Annotated in this window: 15 protein-coding genes; 10 read left to right on the top strand and 5 right to left on the bottom strand. The window is 69.2% G+C overall.

Translation table 11 applies throughout. The annotated features are described in order from the left end of the window. Window positions 1–106: 106 nt before the first annotated feature. Complete coding sequence (locus tag G6N28_RS04690; RefSeq protein WP_163897458.1) at window positions 107–949, top strand: type IV toxin-antitoxin system AbiEi family antitoxin; 843 nt, start codon at window positions 107–109, stop codon at window positions 947–949. Here G6N28_RS04690 and G6N28_RS04685 read toward each other — a convergent pair. Beyond that, complete coding sequence (locus G6N28_RS04685) at window positions 936–1,676, bottom strand: TetR/AcrR family transcriptional regulator (protein WP_235674466.1); 741 nt, start codon at window positions 1,674–1,676, stop codon at window positions 936–938. The two genes, G6N28_RS04690 and G6N28_RS04685, sit on opposite strands and share 14 nt — an antisense overlap. A gap of 73 nt (window positions 1,677–1,749) precedes the next feature. Between G6N28_RS04685 and G6N28_RS04680 the strand changes: the two genes are divergently transcribed. Then, on the top strand, window positions 1,750–3,186 hold the full coding sequence (locus G6N28_RS04680) for an NAD(P)/FAD-dependent oxidoreductase (RefSeq protein WP_163897456.1): 1,437 nt from the start codon (window positions 1,750–1,752) through the stop codon (window positions 3,184–3,186). Here G6N28_RS04680 and G6N28_RS04675 read toward each other — a convergent pair. After that, a complete protein-coding gene (locus G6N28_RS04675; RefSeq protein WP_163897454.1) occupies window positions 3,083–3,565 on the bottom strand; it encodes a gamma-glutamylcyclotransferase family protein in 483 nt (160 codons plus the stop codon). The genes G6N28_RS04680 and G6N28_RS04675 overlap by 104 nt on opposite strands. 65 nt (window positions 3,566–3,630) lie before the next feature. Between G6N28_RS04675 and G6N28_RS04670 the strand changes: the two genes are divergently transcribed. From G6N28_RS04670 to G6N28_RS04660, 3 genes are read left to right on the top strand one after another with little or no spacing between them, the layout of a single operon-like run. Beyond that, window positions 3,631–5,034, top strand: coding sequence for an NAD(P)H-quinone dehydrogenase (locus G6N28_RS04670; RefSeq protein ID WP_163897452.1), 1,404 nt, complete (start codon window positions 3,631–3,633; stop codon window positions 5,032–5,034). Window positions 5,035–5,054: 20 nt separating this feature from the next. After that, a complete protein-coding gene (locus G6N28_RS04665; RefSeq protein WP_163897450.1) occupies window positions 5,055–6,794 on the top strand; it encodes a glycerol-3-phosphate dehydrogenase/oxidase in 1,740 nt (579 codons plus the stop codon). Beyond that, the gene (locus G6N28_RS04660) at window positions 6,791–7,702 is read left to right on the top strand and encodes a pseudouridine synthase (protein ID WP_235674465.1); all 912 of its coding nucleotides are present in this window, start codon (window positions 6,791–6,793) and stop codon (window positions 7,700–7,702) included. The genes G6N28_RS04665 and G6N28_RS04660 overlap by 4 nt, the downstream gene beginning before the upstream one ends. On the opposite strand, the gene G6N28_RS04655 is transcribed toward G6N28_RS04660, so the two are convergent. Further along, window positions 7,653–9,596 (bottom strand): glycoside hydrolase family 2 protein, encoded by a 1,944-nt coding sequence (locus tag G6N28_RS04655; protein WP_163897448.1) that lies wholly within the window; start codon window positions 9,594–9,596, stop codon window positions 7,653–7,655. The two genes, G6N28_RS04660 and G6N28_RS04655, sit on opposite strands and share 50 nt — an antisense overlap. Before the next feature lie 474 nt (window positions 9,597–10,070). Between G6N28_RS04655 and G6N28_RS26700 the strand changes: the two genes are divergently transcribed. Genes G6N28_RS26700 through G6N28_RS04635 form a run of 3 tightly spaced genes read left to right on the top strand, consistent with a single transcriptional unit; the run spans window position 10,071 to window position 11,587 of the window. Further along, complete coding sequence (locus G6N28_RS26700; protein ID WP_170307883.1) at window positions 10,071–10,403, top strand: RNA-binding protein; 333 nt, start codon at window positions 10,071–10,073, stop codon at window positions 10,401–10,403. A gap of 1 nt (window position 10,404) precedes the next feature. Further along, window positions 10,405–10,782 carry a DUF1330 domain-containing protein gene (locus G6N28_RS04640; protein ID WP_235674464.1) on the top strand — a complete coding sequence of 126 codons (378 nt, stop codon included), beginning with the start codon at window positions 10,405–10,407 and terminating at the stop codon, window positions 10,780–10,782. A gap of 34 nt (window positions 10,783–10,816) precedes the next feature. Next, complete coding sequence (locus G6N28_RS04635; RefSeq protein WP_163897438.1) at window positions 10,817–11,587, top strand: SDR family NAD(P)-dependent oxidoreductase; 771 nt, start codon at window positions 10,817–10,819, stop codon at window positions 11,585–11,587. Here G6N28_RS04635 and G6N28_RS04630 read toward each other — a convergent pair. Together G6N28_RS04630 and G6N28_RS04625 are read right to left on the bottom strand one after the other, a co-directional pair. Then, window positions 11,556–12,341, bottom strand: coding sequence for an enoyl-CoA hydratase/isomerase family protein (locus tag G6N28_RS04630; RefSeq protein WP_163897435.1), 786 nt, complete (start codon window positions 12,339–12,341; stop codon window positions 11,556–11,558). The two genes, G6N28_RS04635 and G6N28_RS04630, sit on opposite strands and share 32 nt — an antisense overlap. A 10-nt stretch (window positions 12,342–12,351) precedes the next feature. Then, window positions 12,352–13,041 carry a TetR family transcriptional regulator gene (locus G6N28_RS04625; protein WP_163897433.1) on the bottom strand — a complete coding sequence of 230 codons (690 nt, stop codon included), beginning with the start codon at window positions 13,039–13,041 and terminating at the stop codon, window positions 12,352–12,354. A 69-nt stretch (window positions 13,042–13,110) separates the two neighbouring features. Between G6N28_RS04625 and G6N28_RS04620 the strand changes: the two genes are divergently transcribed. Continuing rightward, window positions 13,111–14,178, top strand: a complete 1,068-nt coding sequence (locus G6N28_RS04620; protein ID WP_163897431.1) for a ferredoxin reductase — start codon at window positions 13,111–13,113, stop codon at window positions 14,176–14,178. Window positions 14,179–14,195: 17 nt separating this feature from the next. Next, on the top strand, window positions 14,196–15,296 hold the full coding sequence (locus G6N28_RS04615; protein ID WP_163897429.1) for a fatty acid desaturase family protein: 1,101 nt from the start codon (window positions 14,196–14,198) through the stop codon (window positions 15,294–15,296). Window positions 15,297–15,300 lie beyond the last annotated feature (4 nt).

Genomic DNA, 15,300 nt, shown 5'->3' with positions numbered 1-15,300 from the left:
TACGGGCGAGATTGCAGTCAGGGCTGCTGTCGAGAATCCACAGCCCTGACTGCAATCTCGGCCCTAGCGCTCAAATCGTGTCAGTTGGTCAGGTCAGCATCACGGCATGGACGACGTCTTCATCGGCAGTGAAGCATTGGCTGACGGCGTGCTCACCCGTGGGCAGCTGCGGTGGAACTACCGAGCCATCTACCCGGACGTGTACGTCCCCGCGCAGGCGACGCCGTCACTGCTGCAGCGCGCTGTCGGCGCCTGGCTGTGGTCACGCCGCCGCGGGGTGGTCGCGGGCCTCGCCGCGGCGGCGCTGCACGGCGCGCGCTGGATCGAGGCCGACGCCGATGTCGAACTGATCTGGCAAAACGGCCGCCCTCCTTCGGGAATCGTCGTCAGAAACAACCGAATACGTCCCGATGAGATCATCGAGCTCGCCGGGTTGCCCGTCACGACCGCGGAGCGGACGGCCTTCGACCTTGCTCGGCACCGCTCACGCGACGAGGCCGTCTTCCGGCTGGATGCGCTTGCCTCGGCGACGGGCATCACGGCCGCCGACGTGCAGTCCCTGGCCGATCGGTATCGCGGGGCACGGCACTGGTGGCGGGTGTTCGACGCGCTGGACCTGATGGACGGCGGAGCGCAGTCGCCGTGGGAATCCATGGTCCGCCTTGCTTTGCTCGACTGCGGCTTTCCCAAGCCGAGGACGCATTTCACGGTTACGGACGGAGACTCGACGGCGACTCTCGCGATGGGGTACGAGGCGCCGATGGTCGCGGTCCAATTCACCTCCACGACACCGGAATTCATCGAACGAATTGGCTGGCGAACGATCAGTGCCGCGGATTCGGGGAACCCGCTGGTTGTCGCAGGCCTGGTGCGATTCGCGGTGATCGAGCGCGGCTACCCGCTGTGGAAGTTGCGCAGGCTCAACTTCGCTGGGCTCACCCGAGCCTGATCCGGGGCAGCGGAACCCGGTCGCCCACTTCGCCGTTGGCGTCGCGCAGCGCGGGCGCGGCGAGCCCTTCGCGCAGCAGCCAGCGCGCGAGCTCGAGCGTCCGGGCGATCTCCTCGTCGGAGATCCGCAGCCCGTCGGGCTGCTGGCGCAACGCGATCACGCCGTTCCACGCGCCCCACAGGTAGTGGGTCAGCCGCAGCGAGTCCACGGGCCGGGCCTCGCCGGCCGCGACCGCATTGTCGATCTGCGCGGCGAACCGTCGGAGCAGCAGCCCCACCCGGTCGCGGATGCGGGCCTCGGTCTCGTCGTCTCCGGACAGCGGCTGAGCGCCCGGGCTGCGGTACGCCAGGAAGTGGAACGCGCCGGGATGGTCGAGGTGAAACCGCAGATACGCGTCGCCGCCTGCCAGCACCCGCTGCAGCGGGCTCAGCCCGGGATCTTCGCTGCGCTCCATGTACTCGGTGAACAGCCCGAGCGCACGGTCGACGAGCTGGAGGTACATGCCGCGTTTGCCGTCGAAATGGCTGTAGATGGAGCCGACCGACACGTCGGCCAACTCGGCGATCTCCTCGATGCGCGCGCCGTCGTACCCCTCGCGGCTGAACACCACCTCGGCGGCTTCCAGGATGGCCGCCCGGGTGCGCGCGCGGCGCCGGCCGGCACGGGCCGCGGCCATGGTCGGCGCGGGTTCGAGCGGCTCGGCGGACACCAGCCAAGGATAGGCCACAGGCCTGAATTGTAATCGAATTCATAAAATGAAAACTCTTACAAAGTATGGGCTGAGCTGGCATTCTGGCGACATGTCCGAACACACTGATGTCGTCATCGTCGGCGGTCGCTGCGCTGGCTCGGCGGCCGCGATCGCGCTCGCCCGCCGGGGCCGCAGCGTGGTCGTCCTCGACAGCGCGTCCTTTCCCTCCGACACGCTGTCCACGCACCTGCTGTTCACCCACCACTGGGCTGAGCTCGAGCGGCTCGGCGCCCGCGACCGCGTGATGAAACTCGGCGCGCCGCTGCACGTCCGGGCGGGGCTCGGGGCGCCCGGCGTCGAGGTGGTCGGGCCGTCCAGCGTGTACGAGGGCCTGGCCGCGGGCGGGTGTGTGCGACGGCCGGGTGTGGACCTCGCGCTGGTCGAGACCGCGCGGGAGGCCGGCGCCGACGTGCGTGAGCATGTCCGCGTCACCGACCTGGTCAGCGACGACACCGGCCGCGCATCGGGGGTGCGGTTCCGGCTGCGCGACGGCTCGACGGGAACGATCCGCGCGAAGCTGGTGATCGGGGCCGACGGGCGCAGATCGACCGTCGCGCGCCTCGTCGGCGCCCGCGCCCACCACCTCTGGCCCAACCAGCGGATGATGGCCTACGCGTACTACGAGGACGTGCACGCCGATCGCCGCGACGTGGCCATGCAGTGGCGTCAGCACGACGATCTGGTCACCGTGTTCCCGTGTGACGGTGAGCAGTTGGTGGCGCTGCAGATGCCGCCGGTGCGCCGCGCCGACGACTATCGCGCCGACCCCATCGCCACGTTCGACGCCACGATCGCGCGCATCCCGCCCTACGCGAAGCGGCTGCGCGGCTGCCGCCGGGTCAGCAAGATCCGGATGTCGTACTCGCACCCCTCCTACTTCCGGCACTCGCAGGGCCCGGGCTGGGCGTTGGCCGGCGACTCCGGCCACTTCAAGGACCCGGTCACCGCGCAGGGCATGCGCGACGCGTGGCGGTTCGGGCGGCTGCTCGGCGAGGCTGTCGCACCCCATCTCGAGGACCCGGACCGACTCGACAGCGCCCTCGTGGCGTGGGAGCTCGACCGTGACGCGCAGTGCCTGCCGATGTATCAGTGGGCCAACCAGCTCGGCCGTGACGACGCGATATCGCCGATCGAGTTCGCCGCCTACCGGTGGTTCGCCGCCCGGCCGAACGGGTTCACCGAGCTCGCCGACGTCTTCAACCGGGTGAGGTCGCCGCAGCAGGTGTTCTCGCCGGCGCGGGTGCTGCGCTGGGCCGCGGCCGCCGCCCGCGATCCCGGGGTCGATGGCCGCGAGCTGTGGCAGACCATCCGCCGTGACGTGCGCCGCGAAGCCGAGCGCGTGATCGAGAAGCGGATGTTCCAGCGGCGCCGCGCGGCGTCGGCTAGGACCCCAGCGCTCCCGGACCGATGTTGCGAGCCGGCCGGGTCCGCAGATCATGCACGTACTCCGGTGGCGCGCCCGCGATCTCGGCCGCATCGGCCATGACACCCAGATACCGCGCCGAGGGCAGGCCGCCCTCCCAGGCGTCCACGACGTAGAGCCAGGCCAACACCGGGTCGGTAGTGGTGTCCGACGACGTGCGCTCCACCCGACATCGGATCTTCTTGTGGAACCCCAGCTCCGAGCCCTCCCAGCGGTCCAGGTTGGCCTCGTCGTCCTTGGTCATATCGTAGAGCACCACGAACACCTTGGACGACGGATCCTCCACCAGGGTGGCCAGCGCACCCTCCCAACCGATGTCCTCGCCGGCGAACGTCAGCCTCCACCCATGCAGCCACCCCGTTCCTGCCATCGGAGAATGGGGCGCGCGCTGCAACATCTGCTCCGGATGCATGTTGGATCCGTAAGCGGCATAGAGCGGCACGCAGAAAGACTAAGCGTTCGTGCGTCGGCTGGGTGATCGACCTCCCGCTTCGTTAGGTTGGGGGCGTGGCAACCCGCATCGTCATCATCGGCGGCGGCCCCGCAGGTTATGAAGCGGCGCTGGTTGCCGCCCCGCACGCCGAGGTCACCGTCGTCGACCGCGACGGCATCGGCGGCGCCTGCGTGCTGTGGGACTGCGTGCCGTCCAAAACGTTCATCGCCTCCACCGGTGTGCGCACCGAGCTGCGCCGGGCCCCCGACCTCGGCTACGACCTGGAGTTCGACGACGCCAAGATCTCGCTGCCGCAGATCAACAAGCGGGTCAAGGCGCTGGCCGCGGCGCAGTCCGCCGACATCGAGGCGCGGCTGCGCAAACAGGGCGTTCAGGTGATCGCGGGCGCCGGCGAGCTGGTCGACGACCGCCCGGGCATGGCCGCGCACACCGTCAAGGTGACGGCCCACGACGGCACGGTCAGCACCCTCACCGCCGACGTCGTGCTGATCGCCACCGGGGGCAGCCCCCGGATCCTGCCCGGCGTCCAGCCCGACGGCGAACGCATCCTGAACTGGCGCCAGCTCTACGACCTCGACAAGCTGCCCGAGCACCTCGTCGTGGTCGGCTCCGGCGTGACCGGCGCCGAGTTCGTCAACGCCTACACCGAGCTCGGGGTGAAGGTCACCGTGGTGGCCAGCCGCGACCAGATCCTGCCGCACGAGGACTCCGACGCCGCCGGCGTGCTCGAGGAGGTGTTCGCGTCGCGCGGCGTGACGCTGGTCAAGAACGCCCGCGCCGAGTCGGTGACCCGCACCGGGACCGGCGTGCAGGTGACGATGACCGACGGCCACACCGTCGAGGGCAGCCATGCGCTGATGACCGTCGGCTCGGTGCCCAACACCAGCGGGCTGGGCCTGGAGCGCGTCGGTATCGAGCTCGGCCCCGGCGACTACCTCAAGGTCGACCGGGTGTCGCGCACCACCGTGCCGGGCATCTACGCCGCCGGCGACTGCACGGGGTTGATGCTGCTGGCCTCGGTGGCCGCCATGCAGGGCCGCATCGCGATGTATCACGCGCTGGGTGAGGCGCTGGAACCGATCCGCCTGCGCACGGTCGCGGCCGCGGTGTTCACCCGCCCCGAGATCGCGGCGGTCGGCGTGCCGCAGTCGCGCATCGACGACGGTTCGGTACCCGCCCGCACGATCATGCTGCCGTTGAACACCAACCCCCGCGCCAAGATGTCGAGCCTGCGCCGCGGGTTCGTCAAGATCTTCTGCCGGCCGGCCACCGGGGTGGTGATCGGCGGCGTGGTGGTGGCCCCGATCGCCTCCGAGCTGATCCTGCCGATCGCGCTGGCCGTGCAGAACGGCAACAACGTGACGGATCTCGCGCACACGTTCTCGGTGTATCCCTCGCTGTCGGGGTCGATCACCGAGGCCGGCCGACAGCTCATGGCGCACGACGATCTGGATTGATCCCACGTAACCTGGGAACGGTGAGTGACCCGATCCCCGCCAACGGACAGACGCTTCTGGGGCCCGAGCAGCGGGCGACGGCGTGGGAACGGCTCGGCAGCGAGCAGTTCGACGTCGTGGTGATCGGCGGGGGAGTGGTCGGCGCCGGGGCGGCGCTGGACGCGGCGACGCGGGGGCTGAAAGTCGCGCTCGTCGAGGCGCGTGACTTCGCGTCGGGCACGTCGAGCCGGTCGTCGAAGATGTTCCACGGCGGGTTGCGCTATCTCGAGCAGCTCGAGTTCGGCTTGGTGCGCGAGGCGCTCTACGAGCGCGAGCTGTCGCTGACCACGCTGGCCCCGCATCTGGTCAAGCCGCTGCCGTTTCTGTTCCCGCTGACCAAGCGGTGGTGGGAACGGCCCTACGTGGCGGCGGGCATCTTCCTCTACGACCAGCTGGGCGGTGCGAAATCGGTGCCGCCGCAAAAGCATTTGACCCGCGCCGGCGCGCTGCGGCTGTCGCCGGGGCTCAAGCGCAGCTCGCTGATCGGCGGAATCCGCTACTACGACACCGTCGTCGACGACGCCCGCCACACCCTGACCGTGGTGCGCACGGCCGCCCACTACGGCGCCGTGGTGCGGTCGTCGACGCAGGTGGTGGCGTTGCTGCGGGAGGGCGACCGGGTGATCGGCGTGCAGGTGCGCGACTCGGAGGACGGCGCGAGCACCGAGGTGCGCGGGCACGTGGTGGTCAACGCCACCGGGGTGTGGACCGACGAGATCCAGGCGCTGTCCAAGCAGCGGGGCCGGTTTCGGGTGCGGGCGTCCAAGGGTGTGCACGTGGTGGTGCCGCGCGACCGGATCGTCAGCGAGGTGGCCATCATCCTGCGCACCGAGAAGTCGGTGCTGTTCGTGATCCCGTGGGGCACACACTGGATCATCGGCACCACCGACACCGACTGGAACCTCGACTTGGCGCACCCCGCCGCGACCAAAGCCGACATCGACTACATCCTCGGCGAGGTGAACAAGGTGCTGGCGACGCCGTTGACCCACGACGACATCGACGGCGTGTACGCGGGCCTGCGTCCGCTGCTGGCCGGGGAGAGCGAAGAGACGTCGAAGCTGTCGCGGGAGCACGCCGTCGCGGTGCCCGCGCCCGGTCTGGTGGCGATCGCGGGCGGCAAGTACACCACCTACCGGGTGATGGCCAAGGACGCGATCGACGCGGCCGCGGAGTTCATTCCCGCCCGGGTGGCGCCGTCGATCACCGAGAAGGTCCCGCTGTTGGGCGCCGACGGCTACTTCGCGCTGATCAACCAGACCGAAAGCGTCGGCGCGCACTACGGTCTGCACCCCTACCGGGTCCGTCATCTGCTGGACCGGTACGGCTCCATGATCGGTGAGGTGTTGCAGATGGCCGAAAGGCGACCGGAGCTTCTGGATCCGATCACCGAGGCGCCGGTCTATCTCAAGGTGGAGGCGTACTACGCCGCCGCGGCCGAAGGCGCGCTGCACCTCGAAGACATCCTGGCGCGCCGGATGCGGATCTCCATCGAATATCCGCACCGCGGGGTGGACTGCGCCCGTGAGGTCGCCGAAGTCGTTGCCCCGGTGCTGGGTTGGACCGCCGAGGACGTGGACCGCGAGGTGGCCACCTACTGCGCGCGCGTCGACGCCGAGGTGCGCTCCCAGCAGCAGCCCGACGACGAGTCCGCCGACGCGCTGCGGGCCGCCGCGCCCGAGGCGCGCGCCGAGATCCTCGAACCGGTTCCGTTGAGTTGAGGCGGCCGGCACCGCTTCCGGTGCGCGACGGCCTCGGGCCCGCGCGGGTGCGGCTGTTCGGCGGGCCGGTGCTGGCCGAGCTTCAAGCGCGGTTCGGCGCGGCCGCGGGCGCCAAGGTGCGTGCGGGCGAGGTGGTCGACGCCGACGGCGTCGTGGTCACCGACACCACGGTGTTGCCCGCGGGCGCGCACGTCTACCTCTACCGCGAGCTGCGTGACGAGGTGCCCGTGCCGTTCGACATGCCGGTTCTGCACCGCGACGACGACCTCGTCGTGGTCGACAAACCGCACTTCCTGGCGACGACCCCGCGCGGGCGCCACGTCACGCAGACGGCGCTGGTGCGGCTGCGTCGCGAACTCGACCTGCCCGAGCTGTCGCCGGCGCACCGGCTGGACCGGCTCACCGCGGGCGTGCTGATGTTCACGACGCGACGCGAGCTGCGCGGTGCGTATCAGTCGCTGTTCGCGGCCGCGGCGGTGCGCAAGACGTATCTAGCCCGTTCCGCCGTCGACCAGGGCGTGGCGCTGCCCACGGGGGTGCGCAGCCGGATCGTCAAGCGCCGCGGCCACTTACAGGCGGTGGAGGAGCCCGGCGAACCGAACGCCGAGACGCTGATCGAGCGTTGCGGCGACGGGTTGTACCGCCTGACGCCGTCGACCGGGCGGACTCACCAGCTGCGCGTGCACATGGCGGCGCTGGGTCTGCCGATCATCGGGGACCCGTTGTACCCGGAGGTGATCGAGGTCGCGCCCGAGGACTTCACCAACCCGCTGCAGTTGCTCGCCCACCGCCTGGAGTTCACCGATCCGCTCAGCGGGCGTCGGCGCGAGTTCGTCAGCGCGCGCATGTTGCACGACGTCAGCGACGCTCCTCGGGCGGCTCTCCCGGGTTCGCGCCCGCGGCGATGACGGCGCGGTTGCGTTCCGCGACGGTGCGCAACACCATCTTGACCAGCCAGCGGTCGTAGCTGAGGAATCCGTTCACCTCGTTCTCGACGTCGGTGGTCTGGGTGTAGATCGCGCCCGACAGCCCGCCCTTGCGCACGATCTCCTCGAGATCGCGGCTCACCTCGACGTAGCGCTCGGTCAACCGCGCCTGGCTGTCGGTCATCTCGTAGGCCTCCGGCCGGCCCGGCCACCGGTTCCTGGCCAGCGCCAGCCCGAGGCCGCCGTACTCACCGTTGACCACGACGCGGTGTTCGGGCGGGCCTGGGGGGTGGTCGAGCTTTCTGGCCTGCTCGTGCACCACGGGCCTGCCGGGACCGACGTAGGTGTGGTCGTCGTAGACGTCGCCGGCGCGGCTGTCGGGCCTGGACTTACAACAGTTCACCCCGCTGTTGGCGTTCACCATGCGGGTCGGGTCTTGCGCCTTCACCCGGTCGGCGATTCGCGCCGTGTCGAACTCGCCCCAGCCCTCATTGAAGGGCACCCAGCCGATGATCGAGGTGACGCTGCGCAGCTGGTCCACCATCTCGGCAAGCTCTCGCTCGAAGTTGGCCTTGGCCTGCGGGCTGGGTTCGGGGGCCGGGCCGGTCGGCGGATCGAGCGAGACGTCCAGCGACGGCATGTCCTGCCACACCATCAGCCCGAGCTTGTCGGCCCAGTAGTACCACCGCGCCGGCTCCACCTTGGCGTGCTTGCGGACGAAGTTCATGCCCAGCGCCTTGGTGCGTTCCAGGTCGAACCGCAGCGCGTCGTCGGTGGGTGCGGTGTAGATCCCGTCGGGCCAGTAGCCCTGGTCGAGCGGCCCGTGCAGAAAGGTGATCTTGTCGTTCAACGCGATTCGCGGCCGGCCCCGCGCGTCGGGCACGGTGCCGACGGTGCGCAACCCGGCGTAGCTGCCGACGCTGTCGGACACCTTCCCGGACCGGGCCACGAGCCGCACCTTCAGGTCATACAGGTACGGATCGTCCGGGTTCCACAACCGCGGCTGCGGCACCCGGACCCGCAGGCTCTGGCCCGCGTCGCCGGACACCCGCGCCACCTCCGCGCCGTCGGCCTCGTACACCACGACTTCGGCGACCCCGTCGGCGGCGGCTTCCGAAACCCGGGGCGTGACGGTGAAACCGGTGAGGTCCGGGGTGATGTCGAGCTTCTCGATGTGCGCGGCGCGCACCGGCTCCATCCACACCGTCTGCCAGATTCCCGAGGCGCCGGTGTAGAACAGCCCGCCGGGCCGGTTGCGCTGCTTGCCCACCGGAACCGCGTTGGCCTCGTTGCGGTCTTCGACACGCACCGTCAGTTCCTGGGTGCCCGACCAGCGCAGCGCGTCGGTGATGTCGGCGCTGAACGAGGTGTAGCCGCCTTCATGGTGGGCGACCTCCTGGTCGTTGACCCAGACGGTGGCGATCTGGTCGACGGCGCCGAAGTGCAGCAGCACTCGCTGACCGCGCCAGGTGCCGGGCACCTCGAAGGTCCTGCGGTACCACATCTGGTCGTCGTGGCGTTCGATGCCCGACAGCGCCGACTCGGTGGGGTAGGGCACCAGGATCTTCTCGTCGTACTCGTCGGCCGACGGCAGGGGCGCCAGTGCGTCCTCGCCGGAGCGGCCCGTGTACCCCCACAAACCGTTGAGGTTCAGCCAGCGTTGCCGAACCAGCTGCGGGCGTGGGTATTCGGGCAGCGCGTTGTTGGGCCCGACCAGATGTGTCCACGGCGTGGCCAACGGGGGCCGCTTGCGTTGCCAGGCCTCCGCGGCGTGCGCGGGCGTGCTGAGCGTCGCGACGACGGTCAGCAGCGCCGAACAGGCGACCGCGAGACGGACGAATCGCAGACGAAGCGGCGACACCACGTTGGCAGACATGAACTTCCCCACGTTGGGATCCGGCGAAGACCGACGTGGCGGCGCCATTCCCGAAGGTCCCCCGACCGCCGCGGACGTCGCAGCAAACATACCGGGAAGTTGGCGACATTACCACCGGCTTCTGGCGTGCAGCTTTTCGCAAAACGGATAGACAAGCAGGTGACATCGGTGATGTGCCGGACCCGCCGGGCATCGGAATCGGCACGGACACGGAAGTTGGTCTTTCCCAACGGGTGCTGAAACCTGCGGCTGCCGTGGCGCCCACCCACGACCACCGTGCGAAAATCGTGAGCCGCGAGAGGCGCCGCGAAGTTGCCAGCGCCGCAGTCGACGTGAAAACCATGACAGACCGCGTGCTGAGCAAATACAGTATGGGCGTCAATTTCGGTGGGACCTGCGTCTGCGCTCAGGCGTGGCGATCGCCGGAATCGACCCGTTGTGAGCCACACTGAAGTGGACCGTTGAGGAGGAAGTGTGCGCAAGGTGTTGCTGTGCGCGGCGGCCGCGATGTTCGCCGGCGGCCTGACGCTACCGATCATGCCCTCCGCCGACGCGACGGTGTGTGGCTCCGTCGGCGGCAGGTTCGTCGACGTCACCGGCTGTGCCGACCCGTTGTCCTACCTGAACGACGCGCTCCCACCCCCTCCGCCACCTCCGCCCCCGCCGCCACCACCGCCTCCACCGGGGGAGGAGCCGCCACCTCCACCACCGCCGCCCCCGCCGCCGGCGTATGTGCCGCCGCCCCCGCCGAACGTGAGCGTGTGCGCGAGCGTGGGCCGGCGCGTGAGCGTCACCGGATGCACGTGACGTGAGCTCGCCGCTGGAGCCGACGGCGAGCCAGCTTGAGGAGCTGGCGGCCAGGCCTGCCGACGAGCCGGTGGTGATGATCAACCTGTTGCGGTTCGCCGACGGCGGCAGGGACGCCTACCTGCGGTATGTGCGGGGGGCCGGTCCGCACCTGCAACGCGTCGGCGGCGCCGTCCGCTACGCAGGCACCGCCCCCGCGCAGGTCATCGGCGACGGTACCGAGCCGTGGTGGGACGCGATCCTGGTGGTCGAATATCCGTCGCCCGCGGCGTTTCTCGACATGGTGACCAACGAGGAGTACCTCAAGATCCACGAGCATCGGGCGAACGCGCTCGAACGCGGCGATCTGATCGCCACGTCGACGTGGGCCATGGCCTAGCGATCCGCTGACCGCGGTCTGCTTGGATGACCGCGTGGACCGCACTTCGTTTGACCGTCTGTTCGACATGACGGACCGCACCGTGATCGTCACCGGCGGCACCAGGGGCATCGGGCTGGCGCTGGCCGAGGGCTTCGTCCTGGCGGGCGCCCGCGTGGTGGTGGCCAGCCGCAAACCCGACGCCTGCGAGCAGGCAGCGCAACACCTGCGCGACCTCGGCGGCCAGGCCATCGGGGTGCCGACCCACCTCGGCGACCTGGATGCCCTCGACGCCATGGTGCAGCGCACCGTTGACGAGTTCGGCGGCATCGACGTTCTGGTCAACAACGCCGCCAACGCGCTGGCCCAGCCGCTGGGGCAGATGACGCCCGAGGCGTTCGCCAAGTCCCACGAGGTCAACCTGCGCGGCCCGGTGTTCCTCGTGCAGTCGGCGTTGCCCCATCTCAAAGCCAGCGCGCACGCCGCGGTGGTCAACATGGTGTCGGTCGGCGCGTTCAACTTCTCGGCGATGACGTCGATCTATTCCGCCAACAAGGCCGCGCTGATGTCGTTCACCCGCTCGATGGCCGTCGAGTTCGCCTCGTCGGGGATCCGGGTGAACGCCATCGCGCCGGGGCCCGTCGACACCGACATGATGCGCAACAACCCGCAGGAGGTCGTCGACATGATGGCCAACAGCACCTTCCTCAAGCGGCTGGCCTCACCGGACGAAATGGTCGGCACCGCACTGCTGTTGGCCTCCGACGCCGGCAGCTACATCACCGGGCAGGTGTTCATTGTCGACGGCGGCGGAACTCCGCGCTAGCAGCTCGCATATCGCCACTGGTCGACGACAGGATCTGGCTGCGGTTCTCCAGATGCAGCGCGGCCTCCAGGCTGGTGGCTTCGAGGTTGGCCCACAGCACCTGCTTGGTCGACTCCACGCCGAATTTGCCGTACCCGCACAGCGTTTCGGCGATCGACAGCGCGGTGTCGAGCACCTCGTCGTCGGCGGTGACCCGCGAGACCATGCCGAGCCGCAGGGCCTCGTCGGCGTCGACGGCGCGCGCGGTGAGGATCAGGTCGAACGCCGGGCCCGCCCCAACGATCCGCGGCAGCGTGTAGCTGACCCCGATGTCGCAGCCACCGAGACCGAGCTTGATGAACTGGGTGCAGAACCGGGCCGACTGCGCGGCGATCCGGATGTCGCAGGCCAGCGCGATGCCCATGCCGCCGCCGTAGGCGACGCCGTTGACCGCGGCGATCACCGGTTGCCGCAGCCGGTGCAGCCGGGCGGTCAGGTCGGCGATGCGTTCCTGCCAGCGCATGCCCGATCGGGGGAACTCGACGCCGCCTTTCGCCTTCTCGGGGCTCGGATCGGTCAGGTCGAGTCCGGAGCAGAAGCCGCGCCCGGCGCCGGTGAGCACGACAACGCGGCACTCGTTGTCGGCGTCGAGCTCGGCGAGCGCGCTGTGCAGGTCCTCGACGAGGTCGTAGTCGAGCGCGTTGAGCTTCTCCGGCCGGTTCAGCGTCAGCACGGCGATCTCGGGGCGCGGGCGGGTCAGTTCCAGGTGCGGCATGCGCCACACGCTAACCCTCGCTGCGCCACCCCGTGACGCCGACCACGATCATCCGCAGCTGCTTGATCGCGATGCGCCGGATCTCCTCTTGGGCTTGCGGATCGTGTGCGTCCTCGATGGCCTCGGCGATCGAGATCATCGCGTTGACGAACAGGGTTGCGAGGATGTTGAGGTCCTCGCTGCTCCACGTGTTGAGCCCGGGGAAGCGGGCGAGGTCGATCGCCAGTTCCGAGGTGATCAGGCGGATCTCGGTGCGGATCGCATAGCGCAACACGGTGAGCCCGCTGGAGCGTTCGCGTCCGATGAAGCGCCAGTGCTCGCGGCGTTCGTTCACGCCGTCGATGAGGATGTCCACCGAGGACTCGATGACCCGGTTCGGGTCGAGCTTGCCTGCGCGTGCGCCGCGCAGCATGTCGCGAAGCGCGCGGAACGATTCGTCGATGAGCACCAGGCCCAGCGCCTCCATCGACTCGAAGTGCCGGTAGAACGCGGCGGGCACGATGCCGGCCTCCCTGGTGACCTCACGCAGGCTCAGCGCCGCGAAGCTGCGATCTTCCAGCAGCCGAAGCGCGGCGGCGACGATCGCCCGCCGGGTGGCCTCCTTGCGTTCCTCCCTGGACAGGGTGTCCCGAGAACGCGTCTTGGCCTTGGTTGACCTGCCCGAACGGCTCGTTCGTGAACTAGGCGTACGACTGTTCACTCTGTGAAACGTACCACAAGCTGGGCCGATCTCTTGACCGATGCGTGCAGCGGCACGCACGGTATACATATGTTCACTCAATCTTTGACGCGGGGGCTGCGGGACCGGGTGCTGCGGTCATCGCTGGCGGACCTGCTGACCGGGCCGCACGGCGTCGACCGATACACCGAGCTCGTCGCCCCGACCTGGACGCGTCGGGAGGCCCGGGCGAAGGTGGTCGCGGTGCGGCGACAGACCGCGCGCAGCGTCACGCTCACCCTGGAGCCGAATCAGGCGTTCACCGGATTTCGCGCCGGCCAGCACGTCAACCTGACGGTCGAGATCGACGGCCGTCGACGAAGCCGCCCGTACTCGCCGGCGAACGCGGCCGGGGCGCCGTACCTCGAGCTCACGATCGGCCGCCACGACGGCGGCCTGGTGTCGACCTACCTCAACGAGCATGCGCGCCCGGGCATGGTGGTCGGGCTCGACGGCGTCGGCGGCGACTTCACGCTGCCCGCCCGGCGTCCGCGCCGCATCCTGTTCGTCTCCGGCGGCAGCGGCATCACCCCGGTGATGTCGATGCTGCGCACGCTGCGGGCCGAGGGCTTCGCGGGCGACGTCGCGTTCGTGCATTACGCGCGCACCGCCGAGGACGTCTGCTACCGCGCCGAGCTGGATGCGATGCCCGGCGTCACGGTGCTGTACGGCTACACCCGTTCGGCGGTGGGTTCCGATCTGCACGGCCGGTTCGGCGCCGAGCACCTGGCCGCCGCGATGCCCGATCCCGACGCGGTCTTCGTGTGCGGGCCGCCAGGGCTCGCCGAGGCCGTCCGCGCGCTGTGCCCCGACGCGCGCTCGGAGAGCTTCGTTCCGCCGGTTTTCGCGGCGCAGGCCGAAAGCTCCGGTGGGGAGGTCAGTTTCGCCGACAGCGGGCTGACCGTGACCGACGACGGACGTCCGTTGCTCGAACAGGCCGAGGCCGCCGGTTTGACCCCCGAAAGCGGATGCCGAATGGGCATCTGTCACAGCTGTACCCGCCGCAAGACCCGCGGCGCGGTCAAGAACCTCATCACCGGCGCGGTGTCGGGCGTCGACGAGGAAGACGTGCAGATCTGCGTGTCGGTCCCCGTCGGCGACGTCGATCTGGCGCTGTAGACCCCAAAGGAGGCGACATGACTGTCACCATCACAGAACCCCGGACCGTCGAGAAGGTCGTGCGCGGCAAAACGATCCGCCTGACCCCCGAGCAAACCGAGGCTTTTGGCCGCGAGCTCGACGCTCTCAAAGAGCGCGTGATCGCCGATCTCGGCGAACGCGACGCCGACTACATCCGACGCGTCATCAAGGCGCAGCGCACGCTGGAGATCACCGGCCGCGCGCTGTTGTTCGGCGGCATCCTGCCGCCGTTGTGGCTGGTGGGCACCGCGATGCTGAGCCTGTCGAAGATCCTGGACAACATGGAGATCGGCCACAACGTCATGCACGGCCAGTACGACTGGATGGGCGATCCGGCGATCTCCAGCCGCGGGTTCGAGTGGGACACCGCCTGTCCGGCCGACCAGTGGCGGCACTCGCACAACTACATGCACCACACCTACACCAACATCGTCGGCATGGACCGCGACGTCGGCTACGGCATCCTGCGGATGAGCCCGGACCAGAAATGGCGGCCCTACTTCCTCGGAAACCCCGTGTACGCGTTCTTGCTGATGGTGCTGTTCCAGTACGGCGTCGCGCTGCACGAGCTGGAGACCGAACGCATCAGGGCCGGAGAGATCACGCTGGCCGACAAACGCGAGATCCTCGAGGGCATCTGGCGCAAGACCAAGCGGCAGACGCTCAAGGACTACGTCGCGTTTCCGCTGCTGGCCGGGCCCTTCGCCCCGTGGGTGTTGGCGGGCAACCTGACGGCCAACTTGGTGCGCAACGTGTGGTCGTACATGATCATCTTCTGCGGTCACTTCCCGGACGATGTCCAGGAGTTCTCCGTCGAGGAGACCAAGGCCGAGACCCGCGGGCAGTGGTACTTCCGACAGATCCTCGGCTCGGCGAATCTCACCGGCGGCAAGCTGTTTCACGTTCTGTCAGGCAACCTGTCGTTTCAGATCGAACACCATCTGTTCCCCGACATTCCGGCGCACCGGCTCGCCGAGATCGCGTCGGACGTGCAAGACATCTGCCAGCGCTACGGCATTCCCTACAACACGGGGTCGCTGCCGCGTCAGTTCGCGACGGTCGTGCGCAAGATCGTCAGGCTGGCGTTGCCGCGTTGAGTCC

It is taken from the genome of Mycolicibacterium pulveris (assembly GCF_010725725.1).
GTDB lineage: Bacteria > Actinomycetota > Actinomycetes > Mycobacteriales > Mycobacteriaceae > Mycobacterium > Mycobacterium pulveris.
This window is presented reverse-complemented; position numbering and strand designations above follow the sequence as displayed.